The sequence below is a fragment of the Flavobacterium petrolei genome (assembly GCF_003314435.2).
Taxonomy (GTDB): domain Bacteria; phylum Bacteroidota; class Bacteroidia; order Flavobacteriales; family Flavobacteriaceae; genus Flavobacterium; species Flavobacterium petrolei.
Window position 1 is genome coordinate 128,783 of the sequence record NZ_QNVY02000004.1, and the last position, 22,820, is coordinate 151,602.

Here is a 22,820-nt window from a genome sequence, read left to right on the forward strand (position 1 = left end):
TATTTTTTTATATGTTAAACTAGAAGTATGAGCGTATAATCCTTCTTTAAAAAGCTAAATTTGGAATTAGAACATTTAAAAATGGGAGACATAAATGATTTCTTTTCGTCAAGAAATACTATTAATAGCATTTCAAATGAAGATCGAAATAAAACTGCTGATTATTTAGAGCCAATAAAAGCTTTTGCAAAAACCACCTATAAAAGCATATATTTAATCGATTACCAAGAAAAGGGTTTTGAATATGTTTCTGAAAATCCTCTTTTTTTATGCGGGCATACATCAGGAGAAGTAAAAGAAATGGGTTACCTTTTTTATTTTAAATATGTTGTTGAAAAAGATTTAGATTTGCTTTTGAGAATAAATACAATAGGGTTTGATTTTTATGAAAAAATTCCACTAGAAGAGAGAAAACTATACACCATATCTTATGATTATCATTTAAACAATCAAGAGGGTAAAACTATCTTAATCAATCAAACATTAACACCATTGTTTTTGACAAATGATGGGAAAATATGGAAAGCATTATGTGTTATATCCCTATCTAACGAACAAGATTCTGGGAATATCAAAATTTATAAGGATGGAGAGAATAAAATTTATAGTTATAATTTAAAAGGTGATTTTTGGAAAACTAAAGAAAAAGTAAAATTGACAGACAGGGAGAAAGAAATTTTACGGCTTTCTATTAGAGGGTCTACTATTAATGAAATTGCAGAGAATATATTTATATCACCCGAAACAGTAAAATTTCATAGAAGAAAAATATTAAACAAACTTGAGGTTTCAAATATTTCTGAAGCTATTTTTTTTGCAATAAATAATAAACTTTTTTAATCAGTATTGATTGAAGAAAAATAGAATTCCGGAAATTTTTTAATCTCTCTTTTTGTTGCTATTTTAAATAATAAGTGGGTGCACATGCCTGCAACAATCCATGAACCTACAGATAGCTGTGGAGGAGATAGTTTTTCTTTTTCATTACAATATTCTTCTAGGATTTCATCTATCCATTTTTGAGGGTGCCCCCAAAATTTCAAATAGTTAGAAAAATATTTAACAATTTTTATTTCATTAAATTCTTCGTTCGGTTTTATTAGACTTTCTAATGATAAACTATCTGTTGCTATAACAGTAACTAAACCTCCCCAGCCTAAATTATACGGATGTAATACCATTATATTATGCTTCTGGCATATTCTATCAAATACAAGTGGGATATCTGTAAAAAAGTCTAGTGCATTAATTGCAACCTTATGACCCTGAATATAAGATTCCACATTTTCAGAGGTTAAAAAGTTGTTGTGTACAGATATAGTAGCGCCTGTGTTGATTGATTTTAATCTTTCTTTTAAAGCATCTACTTTATTTTTACTAATGTCTCCATTACTATAATTTTGACGATTTAGATTAGATAATTCCACTATATCTCCATCAACTATTGTAATATTTTCAAAACCAAAACGTAATGCACATTCAGCAATAACACTTCCTATTCCAGAGCCTCCTAGTAAAATAGGGTAATTTTTAATAATTTGTTGCTCTTCGGTGGTTAAATAAATTCTATTTCTGCAGTATCTTGATTCCATTTTATTTATATTTAATTCGTCGGGTGTAATTAAATTGTTTGATTTTTAATATTGTTTATTGGTCTATCAAAAATGAATTTATTGATATATTGTGCCAATTTTAATGCTGTTATTTTTGCTAAAATTCTTGTTTTAAAACCTTCAAAAGTTTTAGCATAATTGTTTCTAATTCTGAACTGCTCGCATAGTTGTGAAAATAATGTTTCAATTCTTTTTCTTGATTTTCTAAAGATATAAGGTTGTGGCTTATAATCTTTTTGATTAGCTCTTTTAGGTGTTTCTAATTTAATATTTACCGTTTGAAACAAATCTAATTGAATACTTTGAGACAAGTAACCTCTGTCTCCAAGCAACACACAATCAGATATTTGTTGCTTTATGTTTTTCAAAAAATGAACATCGTGAACTTCTGCTTTTGTAATATCTAATGAATGAAAAATTCCATTTATAGAACAAACTCCATACAATTTATATCCGTGAAACCAGTTGTTTTGAGAAGCGCAAAACCTTTTTGAAGGAGCTGTTTCAAACTGATTTTTACAGATTTTAATTTTCCTATGACGTGCAAATATGCAAATCTCCAACGCATAAACACACCTTATTTTATGAAATAAAGATTTTAATTAAAAACAACCTGTTTTAAAGAACATTAGGATTTTTAGTAAAACGGTCCTTCTTTATTGAGTAAAGATTTTAATTAAAAACAACCTGTTCTAAACTATCTTAAGATTTTTATTAAAACAATCCTCTTTTATAGAGTAAAAATTTTATTTAAAAATTTCCTGTTTTTAAAAAGCAATATATATATATATAAAAGGGGGTAAGAATGGGGGTAAGAAAAATGATAAAAGATTAAAGGTATAAAAAAGAAAAAACCCCTATTTTACAGAGGTTTTAGTATCTTCGAAAGTTGGCTACTTTCATATTTTGTGACCATGATTGGATTTGAACCTAATTAATTTGATTTATAATTACTCAAAAGCTTCCAATCTTACAGAAAATAGTTCCTCATCTCCCCTCAATTATATTAGCTATTTTTGCTACTATGTGGGACAATTTTAGAACCATTTTCTGTAAGATTGGAAGCTTTTGAGTAATTATAAATCAAATTAATATAGCTTGCAAAACATTATATTTATTCTTAATTGCATATCCGCTTATACTTAGAAGGTCCACTTTTTGCTAATTACTTCACAAGTACTTTATTTTGTTCCAAGAGAAATCCACCATAATTATTTATTAAAGGGTGTCGCTATCAGTAACCCTCAATGTTTTCAATTCGTTTCTCCTTTTGTATTTCTAATTGGAATGGGACTACTTTATTCTGTTTCATAAAAAATTATAGTAAACTCTTTCTCTGCTGACCCATAATTAACCAAGTTATATGTTGCCATTGTCTTTAAAATTTTTGTTGTTTTTTTAAGATTAAATCGCTAAATTAGTTTTCTATATTTCAATAAATCAAATAGTTATGTTTAAGATGAACCCTAGCATTTATATATAGCTCTAATCTGCTAAAAAGAAATAATATGAAAAGTGATGAACAATTTTCAAGAATAATTATAGGTATCAATAAAAACATAATTCGTATTCTAATTAGCATTATGACTGTAATGTTAATACTGGGTACAATACAACTTATCTTTTTAGAATTTAAAAAAATTACTAATCCCCCTTATTTATTGATAGAAGTTTCCACTTTAGTCGAGGTATTTAATTTAATATTGATTATTGCAGTAGGATATGAGCTTATAAAAGCATTGCTATTAATTATTTCATCTAATACAATTCCTACTGTTCCAATTATAGAGATCTCAATTATCGCTATCTCGACAAAAATAATCACACTGGATATAAAGCAAACAAATAGTAATGTTATTATAAGTTTAGCTTTATTAATTGCTGCCTTAGGACTTAGTTATTTTTTGTTGAAATTTTGTAAGGCATCGCAAAACAAAGCCTAAACAAAATTAGTGACAACGTATTTGAATGATTCAATTGTATTCAAAAAATGAAGTAACTATAAATTGAAGTTGTTATGGATAATTTACTGCAAAATAATGAATGGCATTCCGTTTCTTGTAATGATGTATTAGAGAGCCTTAATGCTTCTTCTGAAGGTATTAGTACAACAGATGCCGAGAAGCGAATGAAAATAGCTGGTTCAAATATTCTGTACAGGCAAACAAGAGAAAGTGCCTTTAAAATTTTGCTAAGGCAATTTATGAACCCGCTAATATATGTTCTTCTTGCTGCTACCATCCTTGCTATAGCGATGGGCAAAATAACCGATGGAATAGTAGTGTTTAGTGTAATAATCATCAATGGTGTTATTGGGTTTATTCAAGAATATCAGGCAGGGAAAACCATTCAGGGGCTTCTCCAATTAATGCCTGAAAATGCTACGGTAATGAGAGATGGAAAGCAAAAAAACATCCCGGCTGCTGATCTTGTTCCAGGGGATTATGTATTGCTTCAGGCTGGAGACAAGGTATCTGCAGATATGCGGCTTACTTTCGTAAAAAATATGCAGTGTAATGAATCTGTCCTTACTGGAGAATCTTTACCGGTAGAAAAAAATACGGATATTATTGCCACTAACATTGGAATTGCTGACCGTAGGAATATGGTTTTTAGCGGGACATTGATTACTTCCGGAAAAGCGGAAGGTGTAGTTGTTTTAACAGGTATCAAAACCGAGATTGGTAAAATTTCCGCACTGCTAAAAACCACAGCCTCTGTAAAGTCTCCACTCACAAAATCTCTTGAAAAAATTGCAAGGGGGATTACGTTATCTATCATCTCTATTGGAATTTTAGTTTTTCTTATAGGAATATCTCGTAATTATTCTTTGATAGATGCGATTTTTTCTGCCATTATTCTTGCCGTAGCAGCTATCCCTGAGGGATTGCCTGCTGTTATCACTATCGCTTCAGCTATCGGTGTTAAGCGCATGGCAAATAGACATTCTATTATCAGGCACTTATCTGCGGTAGAAACCTTGGGTAGTACCACTGTTATCTGCTCAGACAAAACAGGAACACTCACCCTTAACGAAATGACCGTGCAGGTACTTTGGAACGGAGCGCAAAAATTCAATGTTACAGGCGTAGGTATTAATACAAATGGTAAAATTTTAAAAAACGATTCCGATGAGGAAGCAACTGATGACGAAATTGGGGAACTTCTGCGGGCTGCTGCACTGTGCAATGACGCAACACTTCAGCTTAAAGAAGGACATTGGAAAGCAGTTGGCGATCCGACCGAGGTTGCTCTTATAGCGGTAGCTGGGAAATTTGAAATAAGCGAGGGCGAATTAAGAAGCAAATGGCAAAGACTTGATGAATTACCCTTTGATTCTGAAAAAAAAATAATGGCTACTCTTCATTTATCCCCTTCCGGTGAAAAAGTAATTTATCTTAAAGGCGCACCTGAATCAGTTATTCCCCTTTTATTAAATAGCGATAATTCATCTATTGTATTTAACACAGAACTGGTACGAGAGGAGGCTTTACAAATAGCAGAAACAGGAATGAGAGTCTTAGCTTTCGCTTCCAAAACATTGGATACCGAACATTCTTCGCACATTACTGAAGATGATCTTTGTGATTTTTATTTTTTAGGGATACAGGCCATGAGTGACCCTCCAAGGATGGAAGTAAAAGAAGCTATAGAAACCTGCCATAATGCAGGTATTACTGTGAAAATGATTACCGGTGACCATCCGTCAACAGCCACGGCAATAGGCTTGCAACTTGGGTTTAAAAATGCGGAAAGAGTTATCACGGGAAAGGAACTTCAGAATTTAAATGCTGAGGAATTTCAGGAGGTCGTAAAAAAAACAAATATTTTCGCACGGGTTTCTCCCGAAGATAAATTAAATCTAGTAAAAGCCCTTCAGGCCAACGGGGAAGTGGTAGCCATGACAGGAGACGGTGTAAATGATGCTCCGGCACTTAAACGTGCAGATATTGGCATAGCTATGGGTATCAGTGGTACTGCTGTTGCCAAAGAGGCGGCAGACATGATCTTGGCAGATGATAATTTTGAAAGTATCAAGGCCGCTGTTGAAGAAGGCCGCAGAGTATTTGATAACCTTTTGAAATCTATTGTATTTCTTCTGCCAACAAGCATAGGATTGGGATTGGTTATTTTTACTGCCGTGCTATTCTTTCCCACAGAAGGGGGAATTCTACTTATCCCTATGCAGCCTGTTCAGGTATTATGGATCAATCTAATAACAGCCGTTGCCTTGTCATTGCCGCTTGCACTTGAAGCAATGGAGCCTAATGTAATGAATCGTCTGCCACGTAAACCCAACATACCACTGTTAAGTTCCTTGATAATCTTTAGAATGGTACTGGTTTCTCTAGTAATGGCAGGTGGCACCATAGGACTATTTCTTTGGGAATATAACATTGAAATGACCAGGGGAATTGGACATTCACAAGCAATTTCGGAAGCTCAAACAATGTCTGTTACAGCAATGGTTCTATTTCAGGTGTTTTATCTTATTGATTGCAGATCTCTTCATTTCTCTGCCAATAAAATTGGGCTTTTCTCCAATCCATCTATTTATATCGGAATTGCAACAGTACTATTTGTTCATACCGCTTTTGTTTATTTTCCATTTATGAATCGTTGGTTTCATTCATCCCCATTAAAAGCGGAGGCTTGGGGAGTTTCTGCTGTGGTAGCATTTTCCATTCTAATAATTATTAGCATTGAAAAATGGATCCGCAGAAAATTTTTTAATAATATTAAAATGTAGTACTTGTTGAGAAAGGTATGTTTTTATATTAAAAGATAAATTTTTAATCAACAAGAGTTTATTTTAAGTATGAAGAATATATGGTTTATGCATACTACTTTATTTTGTTCCAAGACAAATACATTATAATTTTTCATCAAAGTATGCCGCAATCATGAATATCTTAAGAAGATTAGAACAGCAAGTTAAGAAAAATTGTTACTTGAGTTAAGTACTTTTTTCTTTATCACAGATATGATATGACTCAATATTTTTTAAAAATTTAACATATGATTTATTTAATGCTGTAAAGGATTTGAACCGTAAACCCATCAAATATAAAGTGTTTTTAATCAATTAAAACTATCGACGATTTTGTCGAACCAAAAAAAGCCTGCAAAATTAGTATTTTGTAGGCTTTTCTTTTTTATTTGGGACCATTTCGGGAAAATTCTCGAATTATTTTCTGCAAGATTCAAAGCATTTGAGTATGCTTTCATCCATTTAATTTAGCCAATGACAACATTAAATTTATTCGTCAGCAGATATCCATTTTAACTTATTTATGTCCAACTTAATAAAGATATCAAAAATGTGAAGACTTATCAAAATATGGATTAGCCTTCTTCATAATGAGCAGTCTTGAAAAGCCTAGCAAATTTTATTGAAGATTATTATAATATTGTTAATGTTAATGATGATTATTGAAATATACTTTTATAAAATCTTATTCGGGCATTTTTGGTGTTGAAATTCGGCCGTTTGGTGTGCTTAGTGTTTCAATAAAAGCTAAAAGTGCATTAATTTCGGTTCTGTTTAAATCCAATTTTTTAAGAATAGGAGAAGTAACAGGAATTAAAGAATCGCGTGCTGTTCCTAAATATTTTTTTTGAATAACAGCAGGATTTCCCAAATTATAAAACTCAACAACATCCAGTAAACTAGGAAAATGTCCGTGATGCATCCAAGGTCTTGTATTAGTAACCTCTCTTAAAGTTGGCGTTCTAAATTTTCCAAGATCTTTTTTGTCTCTAGTAACATTGTATCGACCAAAATCTTCATCCTTGGTCCCGAACAATGATTGTCCGTCATTATGGAATTGATTGTCGCTAAAATAAGGTGTATTGTGACAGTTAATGCATTGCGCTTTGGTTCTGAACAAATGTAATCCGGTTACTTGCTGATCTGTAAACGCATCTGATTTTCCGCTGACAAAGTCATCAAATTTACTTTTTGGGCTTTTTATTGTGCGTTCAAAAGTAGCAATCGCATATTGAATTCTTTGCAAAGTAACTTTTTCGTCACCAAAAGCTTCTGTAAATAATTTACCGTAGCCTTTTACAGCAACGATTTTATCTACAGCAATGGTTAGTTTTTCATTCATTTCCAATGGATCTGCAATAGGAAATTGCGCTTGATCTTCTAAGCTGGAAGCCCGCCCGTCCCAGAATAATGTTTTGGCATAACCTGAATTCAAAATGGTCATAGAATTTCGTTTTCCGTTTTGTCGGTTATGACCAAAAGAGCGCGTCAAATTATCCGTCCAGCCCAATTCAGGATTGTGGCAGGAAGCACATGCGATTTGTCCGCTGACAGATAATCGGGGGTCAAAGAATAATGTTTTACCCAAAAAAACTTTTTCTTTTGAGTATTTATTGTACTCTGGAAACGTCATTTCCGGTAGTGGTCCAATATCTTGAAAAGTGGTTTTGTCTACATTCTTGTCCAAAGTAGGTTTTGGCCATGACGCTGGATTCCCGCTGGAATATAGTTGCCTTAAATCTTGTATGTCAATATATTCATTTTCATCGTCTGTTTTATAGGCGGACAAAAAAATCAACAAAGTGATCGGAAGTATGATGTGTTTTATTTTCATTTGTAACTACTATTAATAATTTTATAAACTAATTTCTTTGAGACAACTTTGAGTTATTGGAGCCGGTTTTGGATATATTCTGTTATTGAAAATCTTATATTGTGAGGAAACAGTGCCACCAAACAATGCCGTATTACTTGCTTTTAATTCGAATGAAATTTCAAATAAACCAGCACTAATTTCCCTGTACGTTCCACCGCCAGAAATTCCTATGCTGTAACTTTTACCGTTTGTTCCTGCAATAGTAATGTATTGCGGAATTACTAAAACAGCACCTTTGGTTTTACTATTTCCATTTTCAGGGAAAAATTCAAGTGCCGAACTAATATTAAATCCTGGAGAATTTAAGGCAGAAATACTTTCATTCGAGAACCATCTTTTCAAACCGAAAGAATTTGTGGTATTGGTTCCCGTACTAACATTAAATCCAATTTTGAAAGCATGATGATACACATCATCTGCCGTGCTTGGGGTTCCTTTATCGCTATATAAAATAGCATTCTCTGAACCAGCAGGAACAGCCACAGGAAATGTAAATGCGTTAAAAGTCTGCCACGCGCAAACACCACTTCTATCAAACCAATTCTCCCCATAAGTAAGGTAAAAAGGGCTAGATAAATCATAGAAATTTCTAGCTGTATTAGCAGTAATATCTCGGAGTGATTTAATAGGTTTCACGATTTGGAGCACTGAATTTCCTGTTGTCGAATACGCATTCGAATTGACTAATGCAATATTCGTTTGATAAAAAACATCATCATTATTTATCTTTTCCAATAGTTTCAAACGATAAGTAACGCTGTTTCTATTTTCTCCAAAATCATCGTGCGTTAACGAATAATTAAAACCATTTAAAAACTCAAACATTGTATTATCATTAATTTCCGAAGGTATAAAACCATTTGGAAAATCAACTTTAAAAACAATTTCTTCACCTACTTCTCCTTTTATTTCAAACCTGTTTATCGGAAAAGTGTAAGTTGTTTTTACCTCATCCAGATTCACTTCGAAACTATTATTAGGAGCTACAGTATTCAAATTTCCAAGAGTAATAGCTGGATCTGAGCTTTCTTCAAGTTTTAATGTAATCTTTTGTTTAGTATTCCATCTTTTGTCGAAAGACAAAAATATAGTATCCGTAAGTTGATTACCCAAAAATGAGATTTGGTCCAATGGTTTAACACTAAAACTATCACTATCTCCTGTTCCTGTTATGCTATAGGTTACAAAAACAGGTTTTTTCAATGTAGGCGACGTTAATGTTACTGGAATTTTCAATGTTTTCACGGATGTGTTCTTGTAACTGCTCACAGGAACTAATGCGCTGTTCACCGCAGGATATTGTAGCGGTACGTTGTTGCTACTCACCAATACATTGAACCGTACAAATGGATCTACAGCATTTGAACTTAATTGATAATCATCCTTTGAGCAAGCGGAAAACAGGCTTAGGATCAAAACGGCTATCGATATAATTTTAATAGGATTCATTTTGCTGTAAGTTTGAATTAAGATTAATATTCTTTCTTGGAATTGGCAATACAAATTTTGGAGACGGATAATCCAAACTACAGTTTAGCGACAAACATCCGTCGTTTCTTGATACGGACTTATTTCTTCTGGCCAAATCAAAAAACAAATGTCCTTCAAAGCAAAGTTCTTTTCTTCGTTCCAATAACAGGGCTTGTTCTAAATTATCAGTTGTGGTTAATAGGGTCGCTTTTGCTCTAGCTCTAATAGTATTGATATCGTTTTTGGCAGTCTCTAAATTTCCAAGTTCAAAGGCTGCTTCAGCACGAATTAAATAGAGCTCGCTTAATCTAAAGGCGGAATATCCGGGATTGTCTTGCAACTTTTTGGTAAAAGAATAATTCACATTTACAAATACTCCATTGATCAACGTAGGAAGTGCTTTTACTAAAAACAATTGCTTTCTAATATCAGTAGATTCATAAAGTCCTAATAAATCTTGGGAAGCCACGTATTTATTGTAATTTGTATTGGAGAAATACCCAAAATAACTCGATAAAGAACCTCCAACTTCGCCACCGCTATCTCTGGGAATAGAAAACTCCAACAGATTTTCAGCAATTGGAACATTAGTTTGTTCCCATTGTGAGATGTAATTTTCAGTTGGCGTTAATGAAACTTCCGAATTTAAAATAACATCGTTTGCAGTTGCAAAAGCATTCTGCCAATCGTTTTTAGATAGATATACTCGCGCCAATAATGCTTTGGTATTTATACTGTTGAAAAAGGAATATGATGGTCCTGCTAACAGCGATTTATCCGAAAAATTATCCAAAGCCGCCGTGATATCCTCAATAATTAGAGAATAAGTGTTTGCCAAAGTTTCTCTTTTGGGATACGTAATGCCACCCGATAAACTTTTTTTGTTGTAGACAATTCCCAATTGTGCATCTGGAGAAGTGTTTCCTACAGCCTGACTGTAAATTAAACTTAACAAATAATGTGAATAGGCTCTTATTGCTAAAGCTTCGGCCTTGATTTGTTTTTTTTCAACATCAGATGCGTCTGGTAAAGCATCAACGTATTCTAAGATTAAATTGGTTTGATTTATTACATCATAACTTTCGTCATAAAAAGTAGTGAAATCACTATCAAGCGCCTGGTCTTGGAACGAATACACATTTTCAAGATTTATTGGTATAGTAATCTGGCCTCTGCTGTTACCAGTTATCGTAGGTGTAAACTTGAGATTCCCACCTTGTAAATCAGCATAAACTGCAAATCGTTCGCCTCTTACATTTGCTTCAAGCGATCCATAAGTGCCGTTCAAAGCGCTTAATATTCCTTTTTTTGTGGATAACTGTTCGGTAATCGAGGTTTGGGAACCGGGTTCTTGTTCTAAAAAATCACTGCAACTCTGCAATGCAAAAAGAACAAATAAAACCATTACTAATTGATACTTATATGTTGTTTTATAGTAGTTCATCATGTTAAAATTTAGTGTTAAACCCTAAAGAAATTGTTCGTGCTTGTGGATAGGTAAAGTTAAATTCACGTATACCGTTCCTTCCTTCCGGACTTTTGTCTTTGTACCAATATACCACATTCGAAACATCGACAAAAACAGATAATGCGTCTAAAAAAGTCTTTTTGATAGGAACATTATAGCTTAAATTAATATTGCTGATTTTTAAATAAGTAGCGTCATATAAAAATTTGCTCAAATTTGGAATCAGCGTTGTATTGCTGATTACCAAAGGCTGTGAAACTACATCTCCTTGATTTCTCCAATAATCATACGCATTTACCGAAAGGTTTCTATTAGAGGTAATGTTATATTTTGAGATCAGACTGTTATCCACTAAATAATCTCCACCCAATTGAAAAGCTCCTCTTATGGATAAAACAATCGCATTATTGATGGTGAAATTATTATTAAAACCACCGTAAGCTTTAGGTTGGTTATTTCCAATAGGCACCCAATCAGCCGCAGTAAATAAGCTTGTATAAGTAGCCGCATCGTATATTTGCCCGTCTTTCTCTACCAAATCTCTACCGGTTGCAGGATCAACACCTGCCCATTTTATTCCCCAAATTGTTGAGGTGCTGTATCCTACTTTTTGAGCAAGAGCAACTTCTGAAGTAGAAAATTCACTGCCTAAACCTATAAGTTGCGTTACTTTATTTTCAACCGTAGAAATATTAAAGGATGTTGTCCATTTAAAACTATCGCTCTGTAACCATTTAATACGAGTTGAAAATTCCACTCCTTTATTGTACATACTAGCTGCATTTAATTGAATGGAACTATAACCGGTTTCGGTTGGGACGTCTCTACTGGTTATCAAATCTTTTAAATCGTCATAAAAATATTCCAGGGACAATTCTACTCTTCCTAAGAAATTAAAATCGACACCCGCGTTAAACTTTGTATTTTTCTCCCAACTCAGTTGCCCGTTTGGCGCTTCACTTGGAAAGGAACCTTCTACACCATTATACCCATTTTGGCTCAAAATGTAAAGCCCTTTTGAACGATACGATCCTATTCTTGAATTCCCGGTTGTTCCATAACTGATTTTAAATTTTAATAAATCAATACCTTTGCTCGATTTCATAAAATCTTCATTACTGACAATCCAGCTCAATCCCGCTCCACCATTTAAAGCAACATTGGTATCATCACCAAAAACGGAACTTTCATCTCTCCTGAAATTCCCTAAAAAGTAATATCTCTTTTTATAATTGTAGTTAAACTGTGAAAAGAAAGAGACTCTTGAACTATAACTGATATCATCGCCAAACGTCTGATTAGCTAATGTTTCATCAACGGTTGTCAAAGGATCATCATCTCGAATTGCATCTTGAACATTATTTATCCCATTTGGATTGACAAAACCTCTACCGGAGGAATAACTGAAATTAGCTTTGTCATTGGACAATTCGAAACCCAAAATCCCATCAATGTTATGGTTTAAATTCAATATTTTATTGAATAAAGCTTGTCCTTGCCAGTTCCATTTAGTTGAGTTTCTTTCGTTCAAAAGACGTCTTCCCCAGTTAGGGTATTGCATTCCTCCTAAGGTAAATGAACCGTTGTATTGTCCGCTTTCATTGGCACCGGAAAAGTACCTGTCCTGCGTTTTGTCTTTGTAATCTATTCCGAAAAGCGTTGAAAAACTTAAAAAATCGCTGAATTCATAAGAGGCATTCAAACTTCCTAAAAGACCGTAACTATCGGTAATATTTTTATTTTGTTCGATGGCTGCCAATGGATTTCCTAAACCTAAAACCCCCACAGTTGCAAACGTTCCATCCGCATTATAGGGCGAGATAGTAGGAACAAAAGCATAACTGTAATAAATATTTGGTGCATCCTTCTGAATGTAGCTAGGGTTCAATGACAGACCAAAATCAAATTTATCCAAGCGGTAACCAAGATTTATTCCAGCGTTAAGTTGTTTTGTTTTATTGCCTTTTTGAGGCTCGTCTATTACAAGATAACTCAAACTGCTGCGATATGAAAACTTAGAGTTAGCTCCTGAAACATTAAAATTATATTTGTTATAAATTCCTGCAACGTTCAACAAATCAAACCAATCCGTATTAATACCATTATAAGGAACCGGTGTATAATTTGTTTGACTGTTTTTTAAGTATTCATTCCTCAAATCATTGTATTGGGAACCACTTAAATATTTAATAGGATTAATAGCTGAGGAAATTCCCATTTGATTAGAAAATCCGAATTTTGTTTTTCCTTTTTTTCCTTTTTTGGTTGTGATAAGAATGACACCATTTGCACCGTCAGCACCATAAATACTTACTGCAGCAGCATCTTTCAGTACCGTAAAACTTTCAATATTCTCTGGTGAAATTTGGGCAAGAGGATTCGATAAGTTTTCAGAAAAAGTACCGTTAGCATCAAAAAACTGACTATCAATCCCCACTTCTTCACTCATTATTACTCCATCAACAATGATTAAAGGTTGTGTAGAAGTTCCTAAATTAGAATTGGTCAGCGAACTTAAGCTTCCTTGACCTCGTATATTAATTTTAACAGGACCTCCAATCCCGGAAGTATTTTCAATCAATACTCCTGCAATTTGACCGCCCACTATTTTATCAATACTTTCAGAGGCTTGCTCCACGGCAATATCTTTAGCGTTCAAAGTAGCGATACTCCCTACGATTTCCTCTTTTAATTTTTTAGTTCCGTAAGAGGAAGTAATCACAACTTGCTCTAACTCATCTGTGACTTGCTCCATATTAAAAACAAAATCAAATGAGTTTCCTGCACGAACGGACTGCGCTTTCATCCCTAAAAATGATACTTCTAAAACCGTATTTTGAATGTCATTTCCTTTCAATAAATAAACAAATTTACCGTTGCTGTCACTAATAGCTCCAGTTGAAGTTCCTTTAATCAAAATAGTGGCACCAGGAATAGGAAGTTTGTCTTTGCTGTCTAAGACTACGCCTTTTATGAATCGTTCTTTTTCCTGTGAAACCGTTTTGTCTGAAATCTCCAATAATAATATTTGTTCTTTTTGTATAAAAAATGATATTTCCCTGTCTTTTAAGAGTTTGGTCAACGCATTTTCCAGTGTACTGTTTTTAACAGATACAGTAACTTTTTGATTTACATCAATTTTATTAGCATTGTAAATAATTCGGAAATTGGTTTGTTGTTCTATAGATTTTAATACTTGACTTAGTGGTTGTTCTCTAAAACTTAAAGTAATCGTCTTATCTTTTGACTGGGAAAAAGTATTGATACTCAATAAGAATATCGCAAAAGTCAGTAAGAGTTTTTGCCAATAGGGGAGTTCTGTAAACGTCATTTAATTTTGGTTTTTGGTTGGTTAGTGTTAGTTGTTTATTAATTTGTAATTTTTATAATGCCATCTTTTTTGGAATATTTAAAAGGAGTATCCAGTTTTAGTAAGTCCAGAATATCTTCCACCTTAGACTCTTTAATTTTAATTGTTCCTGTAAATTTCTGTGCGACTAAATTGCTATTTGAGTTTACAATCGTGACATCGAAGGCGCGTTCCATTCTTTTGCAAATTGAACCAAAAGAAGCATCCTTGAAAATAAGTTCGCCTTGAACCCAGGCTGTAAATAAATCGACATCTACTGTTTCAGTTATAAACTTATTAGAAGAATCATTCCACGTTGCTAGCTGGTTAGGTAATAAGACGATACTATTTTTTTGATTTGCGTTTTCTGAAAATCTCACGCTGCCTTCCACTAAAACAGTTTGAATTTGTTTTTCATCCGGATATGCCGAAAGGTTAAACTTTGTGCCTAGAACTTCTATACTTACCTGATTAGCATCCACTATGAAGGGATGCAATTTATCTGTGGTAACATCAAAAAAAGCTTCTCCTGTCAAATACACTCTTCTAGAGGTATTTAATCCAAATTGTTGCGGATATTTAAGTGTACTTCCCGCATTCAAATGAATCATAGTCCCATCTGAAAGAGTTACTTTGAACGTTTTACCATAAGGAATCCTAAGTGTATTGAAAACCAAGTCATTATTGGTTGCATGACCGTAATAAACAATGGAATCTTGACTTTGTTTCGCTATTACATTGCCTTTCTCATTGATAACGTTTTTCGTTTTATCCTTCGAAATATATTCTATGGTGCCATTGCTTAACTCCAGAATAATTTCTTTGGAAGGATTTGAATTTGGTACAAACAACTGTGTAGCTGTCTTTCCCAAACCAATAAATACAAGAACGATAGCTGCATAACGTAAAAACCTATACCATTTACTGCTGCCTTTCTTTTGTTTTTTCCTGTAAAATTCCTGAAGCGCCATTGCTGGCGAGTCGCTTGAATTTTCAGTGAAAGCCCACGCTTTTTTTAAAGCTATAAATTGTTTTTTATTCTCTTCAGAACTTTCAATCCATTTAAAGACAATAAGAACTTCTTCTTCAGAAGCTTCATTATCTAAATATTTATAAATTAATTCAGAAATCATATCTTTTTTATTTAATCAAATACTACTATAAGTAACTTTTAGAAACTGCGATAATCATTATTGTGGAGAAAAGAATCAAAAAAATTCGCAAGCAATACTCCAATCGTCTAAGTAAGTACACTTAACAATTGAAATACCCTATGTTAAAATTTAATTATTTTTTAACTATTTAGTAAAGTGATAATAAGTAGAGAGGGTAAATAGTCTGATAATTGTTCTTTAAGAATCTTCAAAGCCTTTGTCATGTGGGCTTCAACTGCTTTTTGCGTTACACCCATTTCCATGGCAATTTCTTCATTTTTTTTATTCTCAAAACGTTTTTTTAGGTATACTTGTTTTGTTTTTTCAGGAAGTTCAGCGATTATTTTATTAATCAATACTTCCAATTCGGTTAATTCTAAGGAATCAAAATGAATTGAATTCAAAATTTGAGTGTCTAATTGTCTCTCTTTTTGATTTAATAAGTCATTTTTAAATTTGTCTTTTACTCTATTATGCCTTAAAAGATTTAAGCATATCGATTTTGCATATGTGTGGAGAAAGGGAAGAATCCCATTTACAGTTTCAATTTTTTCCTTGTTGATCCATAGTTTCAAAAAGACCTCTTGAGTAACATTTTTAGCATCATCTTTATCATATAAAAATTGAATGCTGAAGCCCAAAACGCGATTATAGTATTTATTGAAAAAAAAGTTAAACGCAAAGTCGTCTCCCTCCTTAAAGGCTTTGAATTGGTCTAATTCATTATGTTTTATTTCTTTCATTAAATAAAATACACGCTGATTTTTGTAAAAAAGCTAAATTAAAAAAATAATCGGAGTTTGTTGGGGATAGGGGACGTAAAAGACAAAATAAGGATTCAAAATTTATTATTTCCAGAAGGTTTGTCAATTAGGGCAAAAAACAGGGAGTAATTAACCAAAAAAGAGATTGGGTTTTTTGAGCTTATCTGAGTTTTTGTAGGGGTTTAGGAATTAGTAAAAACGGATGCCCCATCAAAATGTTGATGGGGCATTATTAATAGCGAGTAAACTTGAAAAGTCTATCGAATTTCTTGCAGATTAATATAAAATTGTTAGTTTTAATGATGATTTTAAAATAAGTAAATTTTAAATTACAGTTTTACTAACCAAATGAAAAAAAACTTATTACGATAATTTTTAGGGGTTATACTTTAAAAATTAATTTATTTTTATAAAACACCCATAAGATTAGAGACCAAAAAACAGCATACACTAATGCAAAAGTTAATGAAGCATTCATAGGATTGCTGAAAATAGGAACTATACAAAATTTATAGAAATAACTTTGAAGATTGATTTGTTCCGAAGCTATTTTTGGGTTTTGAATTGTAATGGTGCTCAAAACTCTTGGTATTATTCCCGAAAAGAAAAACACAATCATAGGATTTACACCCCAAATTAAAAATAATTTTGTCCATTTTTTATAGTTTGCAACATCTATCAGGAAGTATAATACTGTTAGGCATAAGGTGGCAATTCCCGCAGTATATAGTACATAGGAACTTGTCCAAAGTGATTTGTTTAACGGAAACAGTAGACTCCAAAGCAAGCCTGCAATTAGCAATGCAAATCCAACTGCTGCTATTTTTTTTAGAATTTCAGTTTGTTGGATTTTTAAATTTAATATTTGGCCTATAAACATTCCAAGAATTCCTGTGGCTACAGCCGGAAGAGTGCTCAAAATTCCTTCTGGATCCCAAGTTTTGGAATAACTCCATAGATGTCCTTTTAATACTAAATTATCCAACCACGCAGCTAAGTTGGTCCCTTTTTCAAAATTTGCGGGACCAAATCCCGGAACTGGAACAAAAGCCATTACAATCCAGTAACCTAGTAAAATTGATGCAGCAACCAAAAGTTGTGTTTTCAGATTTGTTTTTAAATACAAAAGAGAGACAAAAAAATATACAATTCCTATTCGCTGTAAAACTCCTGGGATTCGTACCTCCTGAAATGCTTCAATTTGGCTGTATGCTAAGATTATTAATATTGCAAAAATTCCAAAAACGAGATAGGTTTTGATTTTTAAACTAAAGTTTCCTAAAAGTGCATAAGCGACTGCAAAAGTTATCATCAACCGGAGTAGTAATAAGGAAATCCCCTCTAAGCCCAATAATTCTATTCTACTGAAATAATTTAAAAATAATCCTAAACAGAAAATTCGTAAGGATCGAACAATAATTTTATTAAAAACTACAGAGTCAAATTGTTTCGTAGGCATTGCAAAAGGGATTGCGCTACCCATTATAAAAATAAAAAAGGGAAAAACTAAATCGGTCGGAGTACAGCCGTGCCATTCGGCGTGTGCTAATGGCGGATAAATAGCCGCCCAACTTCCCGGGTTGTTGACAATAGTCATTAATAAAATGGTAAATCCTCTGAATACATCTAGTGAAATTAAACGCTCTTTTGTCATTGTTTTAATTTAAATTATTTGGTTAATTTAATGATTGAAAACCTACTTCATTCAGGTTTACTAAAATGGTGTCAACAATTTTATTTGACGATAGCTTCCTGAATTATTTCCTGAATGTCTTCCCGAATTTTTTCTTTAGATAATTTATTTCCTTCACCAGAAACTTCCGGATAGGTTCTATTAGATAGGAAAACATAGACAATCTCTGTTTCGGGATCAACCCAAGCTATATTTCCCGTGAAGCCGGTATGACCAAAACTGGATTCAGAAACGCATGCGCAGGTAGATCCGTCTTTCCCTATTCTTTTATCAAAACCTAAACCTCTATGAACTCCTTCAGAACTGTAATAGGAAGTGTTGAAGGCATCGAATGTTTTTTCGGAAAAATATTGCTTATTGCCGTAATTTCCTTTTTGTAAAAACAGCTGCATCATTTTGGCAACATCCATAGCGTTAGAAAAAATTCCGGCATGACCGGCTACTCCACCTTCCATTGCCGCTGCCATATCATGAACGTATCCCTGAACAACTTGGTGTCTAAAATAATTATCAACTTCAGTCGGTGCAATTTCATTTTTATCAAATTTTTCTAAGGGATTGTAGAGAGTATTATTCATTCCAAGTGAACTATAAAAATTTTTCTGACTTAAAACTTCTAATTTCTTTTTAGTTTTTCTTTCGAGGTATTCTTTCAGGATAATGAAGGTGAAATCGCTGTATTTGTATTCTCTTTTAATTGACAATGGGCTATTGGCAATGATTTTCATTATGGTATCGTGATAATCATTTCTAATAAAAAGACCGTCGGCTACTTTTGTGGAAAATTGGGAGTCAGCTATTTTATGATAGTATTTTTCCAAAGGTTTGTTTTCAGTGTCTAAAGTTGCTTTGTAAAATGGAATCCAAGCCTGCAGCCCAGCATAGTGAGTCAGTAAATCCTTGAAGCTGATGTTTTCTTTATTTGTTTTAGAAAAAAGGGGAACCATTTTTTTTAATTTTGTATCCAGATTCACTTTATTTTGATCGTATAATTGCATCACGTTAGGCAGAGTCGAAATCATTTTTGAAATCGAGGCTATATCGTATAAGTCTGAATTCGAAACTTTCGTGGTATTGTCATAAGTGTGATAACCATAGGATTTCTGGAAAATTACATTTCCTTTTCGAGCAACAAGCACTTGCATTCCAGGAGTCATTTTACCTTCAATTGCTTTTTGAACTATAGCATCGATTTTAGATAAAATGAGTGGATTCATTCCTTCATTTTCTGGGGTTGTAAAACCCAAACGGTTTAATTTTTTGGTTGATAAGCCCTCATTTATAAGGAAGGATGAATTAATGGATACGGGTAATTTTCCTTTGGCCTCTATAGCTCCAAATAGTAATTCTGCTGAAACCACCTGACTTATATCAGAGTTTTGGTAGGAAACTACTAATCCTTCAATATCATCAAAATTAGTGATTGGTAATAGGGAATAAGGCTTTGTAAAAATATCCAAAATCACTTTGTTGTGCTTTGCAATTTTTTGTAACCATAGCAATTCAGTTTCCGTAAAATTCTGTTTTTCCCAAGTTTTGTTTAATTTATGGAAACCAATGATAACAGTATTGTATTTTTTTAATTCGGTGTTTAGACTATCAATATTGGTGTTAGATATTTCCGTCACTTCGGTATATTTTTTTAATGTAGTGACAAAAGTGCTGTTGACATCATCTCCCAGTTTTACGTATGCAATTTTCTGATCTAAATTTTTGATAGGAAGTATTTTCTTTTCATTTTTTAAAACAGTGATTGCATTTTCATACAATTTATAATGTAAAGCATCATTTTCTGAAGGATTTATGTCTTGAACTAAGTTTTCTAAAGCAATAGGCTTGTATTTATTCAATCCCGCTTTGTACTTATAACGCAATATTTTTTTTACCGAATAAGCCAAACGTTCTTCGGTAAGAATTCCATTTTTGTAGGCTGTTTCTAGTTTTTCGAAACCTGCCTGTACGTCTACTGGACCAAGTAAAATGTCATTTCCAGCAAGAATTACAGCTAATTCAAGATCACCAGGACCTAGGAAATCTGTGGCGCCTTTCATGGCTAAACCATCTGTAAAAATCAATCCATCAAAGCCCAGTTGCTTTTGAAGCAAGTTGGTTACTACATTATACGAAGCGGAAGAAGGAAGATTTTTTCTAGGATCTAAGCTAGGAATTTCAAGGTGTCCAACCATAACGGAGACCAAACCTTCATCGAATATTCTTTTGTAAGGATACAGTTCCACCAAATCGATTCGTTCTTTTGAAAAATCAACCAAAGGCAATGTATGATGCGAATCTGCAGCCGTATCTCCGTGTCCTGGAAAATGTTTTCCGGTACTGAAAACACCTTGACCTTGAACGCCTTTCATGTAGGCGATGGCTTTGTCACTAACATTAGTTTTATCTTCACCAAAAGAACGGTTGCCAATAATTGGGTTTTTTGGATTGGTGTTGATGTCAAGAACTGGAGCAAAATTAAAATGGATTCCCATTCGCTTGTTCTCATTCCCCATGTTTTTACCAACTTTCTCAATTAAACTTAGATCTTCGATCGCTCCCAAAGTCATGTTCCAAGGATACCGATAGGTAGAATCTAATCGCATACTCAATCCCCATTCGGCATCTATTGCAATAAATAATGGGACATCAGATTTAGACTGATATACATTAGTTAATTTCGCTTGACGCATTGGTCCACCTTGAAAAAAAAGGATTCCACCAACTTTATATTCTTCGATTAGGGCGTTAACTTCATTTTCGTGAACAGAATCTTTATTAGAATAAGCTGAAATCATATACAATTGGCCTATTTTTTCTCGACTCGACATTTTGTTATAAATACTGTCAACCCAATTCTTTTCTCTATCAGAATTTTTGAAAAAAGTCTTTCTTTCTGATTTAATTTTAGGAACATAAATGTCTATTTCTTCTGAAAAGGAAGCTTTTTTTAAAGCAGTAATTGTATTGGTTTTTTTAGAAACAGCACAATTGGTAATCAAAAATATAAATGCGGCGTAGAGGCTAATCTTTATAAAGCAATTTTTCATCTAATTATTTTTTTGGAGCAATTGTTTGGTCAATTATTTGTGTTTTTAATGTGATTTAAAAACTAATTTTTTTAATACTATGGGTACTTGTTACGAATAGTCCGATGTAAGTTAAGAGTCCGTTTAGTACTATTAATTCATTATCAAATACATAACCCGAAAACAATATTTTAGAGTTTTCATTTATTATATACGTGAAGAAAGGAGCTAATAGACAGATAAAGGGGACTAATTTATCATTTACGTTTCTTGATTTTTGAAACAGACCAAAAGCATATAATCCTAATAATGGGCCATAAGTATAAGAAGCAACCTTGAATATCATCCCAACAACAGAACTATCATTGATTGAATTAAAAATGAGTATTACTAAGAAGATTAATGCTGAAAAACTGATATGAACGATATGCCTTTTACGGACGGTATTTTGTTTATGACTATTTTCAGCTTTACCCATTCCCAAAAAATCGACGCAAAAAGAGGTAGTTAAAGCCGTCAGAGCTGAATCGGTAGTGGCGAAAGTGGCAGCAATAATTCCCAATAAAAATACAATTGCCGGAATTGTTGATAAATGATTCAATGCGATTTCAGGAAAAAGCAAATCGGTTCTTGGTTTGCCTGTAATTAAATCAACAGGGATTGCAATTCCGTTTTTATCAGCATAAATATATAGTAAGGCACCAACACTTAAAAAGAAAATATTGATAATAACGAAGATTCCCGTAAAGGTAAACATGTTTTTTTGTGCATCACCAATATTTTTGCAGCTCAGATTTTTTTGCATTAAATCTTGATCCAGCCCAGTCATGGCTATAGTTACAAACATTCCTCCTAATATTTGTTTTACAAAATGAAATTTACTTGTTAGGAAATCATCAAAGAAAAATATTTGTGAATAATTACTGTTTTTAACTTCATTGAAAGCACTAACGGCACTTAAATTCATACTGTCGCAAATAAAATAGATCGTAAGGAAAACCGATGTCACAAGGAAAAAAGTCTGTAAGGTATCCGTAATAATAATTGTTTTCAATCCACCTCTGTAGGTGTAAGAAAAAATAAGCAGCAAGGAGATTAATACAGTTAATGCAAACGGAATATTATAATAATCAAATACAAAACGCTGTAATACTATTACCACTAAATAGAGTCTGAATGCAGAGCTTACCGTTCTGCTAATCAAGAAAATAGTGGCTGCTGTTTTGTAGCTGTAAAGCCCCATTCTCTGTTCTATATAGCCATAAATAGAGGTTAGATTCATTCTGTAATACAGTGGTAATAATAACTTTGTGATTATTATAAATCCGATAGCATTACCCAATACAAACTGAAAATATTTGAATTGTTCGCCACTCGCGGCGCCTACTTCTCCCGGAACAGATATAAAAGTTACTCCTGAAAGAGCGGTTCCTATCATTCCAAAAGCAACTAAATACCATTTTGAATTTTTATTGGCAGTGAAAAAAGCATCATTCCCATCATCTTTTTTGCTGACTCTATGTGAGATGTAGAATAATGTAGCGAAATAAACGATGATAAGGATTAGGATTGCACTTGGAGTCATTTTGTATCTTTATAGGTTTATTGTTCTTTATGAATATGTAACAGACTTTAAAATAGT

At 33.1% G+C, this 22,820-nt stretch carries 13 protein-coding genes and 1 pseudogene; 3 read left to right on the top strand and 11 right to left on the bottom strand.

Features of this window, described 5'->3' with window-relative positions:
• Positions 1-81 precede the first annotated feature (81 nt).
• Positions 82-840: a response regulator transcription factor gene (locus DR871_RS12380; protein ID WP_113666603.1), complete on the top strand. Its 759-nt coding sequence runs from the start codon at positions 82-84 to the stop codon at positions 838-840.
• On the opposite strand, the gene DR871_RS12385 is transcribed toward DR871_RS12380, so the two are convergent.
• Both DR871_RS12385 and DR871_RS12390 read right to left on the bottom strand, forming a co-directional pair.
• A complete protein-coding gene (locus DR871_RS12385; RefSeq protein WP_113666602.1) occupies positions 837-1,592 on the bottom strand; it encodes a ThiF family adenylyltransferase in 756 nt (251 codons plus the stop codon). The genes DR871_RS12380 and DR871_RS12385 overlap by 4 nt on opposite strands.
• 29 nt (positions 1,593-1,621) lie before the next feature.
• Positions 1,622-2,176 (bottom strand): annotated as a pseudogene (locus DR871_RS12390) (IS982 family transposase); the annotation flags it as partial.
• Between the two features lie 945 nt (positions 2,177-3,121).
• On the opposite strand from DR871_RS12390, the gene DR871_RS12395 reads away from it, so the two are divergent.
• Both DR871_RS12395 and DR871_RS12400 read left to right on the top strand, forming a co-directional pair.
• Positions 3,122-3,556, top strand: coding sequence for a phosphate-starvation-inducible PsiE family protein (locus DR871_RS12395; protein ID WP_113666601.1), 435 nt, complete (start codon positions 3,122-3,124; stop codon positions 3,554-3,556).
• A gap of 74 nt (positions 3,557-3,630) precedes the next feature.
• Entirely contained in the window at positions 3,631-6,363 is a 2,733-nt protein-coding gene (locus tag DR871_RS12400) for a cation-translocating P-type ATPase (protein WP_113666600.1), read from the top strand.
• A gap of 706 nt (positions 6,364-7,069) precedes the next feature.
• Here the strand turns inward: DR871_RS12400 and DR871_RS12405 are convergent.
• The 9 genes from DR871_RS12405 to DR871_RS12445 form a co-directional block, all read right to left on the bottom strand.
• Positions 7,070-8,218, bottom strand: a complete 1,149-nt coding sequence (locus DR871_RS12405) for a cytochrome-c peroxidase (RefSeq protein WP_113666599.1) — start codon at positions 8,216-8,218, stop codon at positions 7,070-7,072.
• 21 nt (positions 8,219-8,239) lie between these two features.
• Entirely contained in the window at positions 8,240-9,709 is a 1,470-nt protein-coding gene (locus DR871_RS12410) for a hypothetical protein (protein WP_113666598.1), read from the bottom strand.
• Positions 9,696-11,177 carry a RagB/SusD family nutrient uptake outer membrane protein gene (locus DR871_RS12415; protein ID WP_113666597.1) on the bottom strand — a complete coding sequence of 494 codons (1,482 nt, stop codon included), beginning with the start codon at positions 11,175-11,177 and terminating at the stop codon, positions 9,696-9,698. The genes DR871_RS12410 and DR871_RS12415 overlap by 14 nt, the downstream gene beginning before the upstream one ends.
• 1 nt (position 11,178) lies before the next feature.
• Complete coding sequence (locus DR871_RS12420; RefSeq protein WP_113666596.1) at positions 11,179-14,529, bottom strand: SusC/RagA family TonB-linked outer membrane protein; 3,351 nt, start codon at positions 14,527-14,529, stop codon at positions 11,179-11,181.
• 38 nt (positions 14,530-14,567) lie between these two features.
• Complete coding sequence (locus DR871_RS12425; protein WP_113666595.1) at positions 14,568-15,680, bottom strand: FecR family protein; 1,113 nt, start codon at positions 15,678-15,680, stop codon at positions 14,568-14,570.
• Between the two features lie 161 nt (positions 15,681-15,841).
• Positions 15,842-16,444, bottom strand: coding sequence for an RNA polymerase sigma-70 factor (locus tag DR871_RS12430; RefSeq protein WP_113666594.1), 603 nt, complete (start codon positions 16,442-16,444; stop codon positions 15,842-15,844).
• Between the two features lie 403 nt (positions 16,445-16,847).
• Positions 16,848-18,119: an acyltransferase family protein gene (locus tag DR871_RS12435; RefSeq protein ID WP_113666593.1), complete on the bottom strand. Its 1,272-nt coding sequence runs from the start codon at positions 18,117-18,119 to the stop codon at positions 16,848-16,850.
• A gap of 80 nt (positions 18,120-18,199) precedes the next feature.
• Positions 18,200-21,199 (bottom strand): glycoside hydrolase family 3 N-terminal domain-containing protein, encoded by a 3,000-nt coding sequence (locus DR871_RS12440; RefSeq protein ID WP_113666592.1) that lies wholly within the window; start codon positions 21,197-21,199, stop codon positions 18,200-18,202.
• A gap of 55 nt (positions 21,200-21,254) precedes the next feature.
• Positions 21,255-22,763, bottom strand: coding sequence for a sodium:solute symporter (locus DR871_RS12445; protein ID WP_113666591.1), 1,509 nt, complete (start codon positions 22,761-22,763; stop codon positions 21,255-21,257).
• Between the last annotated feature and the right edge of the window lie 57 nt (positions 22,764-22,820).